The following is a 670-nucleotide window of genomic DNA, read 5'->3' as shown; positions in this document are numbered from 1 at the left end:
ATGGTTAGAAGATATGCACACTTAGCACCGAATCATCTGACCGAACATGCGCGACAAATTGACCTGCTTTTTGGCGGAGGTGTCCCAAATTCGTCCCAAGCAGGAAAAATAGCGGTTAAAAAATAGAGGTAACTCATTGATTTTAAATGGTCCCTACAGGATTCGAACCTGTGACCTACGGCTTAGAAGAAAGTAGACCACTAAATATCATATTGAAATATAAAGATTTATCCTTGCTCGCATCCAGTTTTGTGTCGTTCATCACCTTTCAATGTCTTTGCTTGTCGTTCGTGTGTCATTAGCAGAGACACAAAAACGACACAGTGATTTAAGCTAGCCTATAAACAACATAATGCAGTGGTTCCTCTTTTCATACCAAGTGTTTTCATCACTCAGTTGACTTAATTAAACTTATCATAAATGATAAGCCAATATTGAACCCTGAACATCTATCATATATGATAAATACAAAAGGCAGACATGAGCTGGAATATTGATTTTTACCACGGAGTAATGGATAGCATTTTGGATATGCCTCCTAAGATTCAAGCAAGAATGCTAAAACTGCTCGGGTCATGCTCCCAATAGTTAGATCTGTTATGAAAGATAGTATTCACGCTCAATGAACGTACCTACCACTTTGTCATGCATCTCTTCGGATTTGGAATAA

Annotated in this window: 1 pseudogene; it reads left to right on the top strand. The window is 38.2% G+C overall.

Going from position 1 to position 670, the window contains the following annotated elements:
• Window positions 1-126, top strand: a pseudogene (locus tag AACS92_RS02995) (integrase); the annotation flags it as partial.
• Window positions 127-670: the final 544 nt, after the last annotated feature.

This window comes from Xenorhabdus sp. KJ12.1 (assembly GCF_963876495.1).
Classification (GTDB): domain Bacteria; phylum Pseudomonadota; class Gammaproteobacteria; order Enterobacterales; family Enterobacteriaceae; genus Xenorhabdus; species Xenorhabdus stockiae.
The sequence above is the reverse complement of the archived record's forward strand: the minus strand, read 5'-3'. Positions and strand labels throughout refer to the sequence as shown.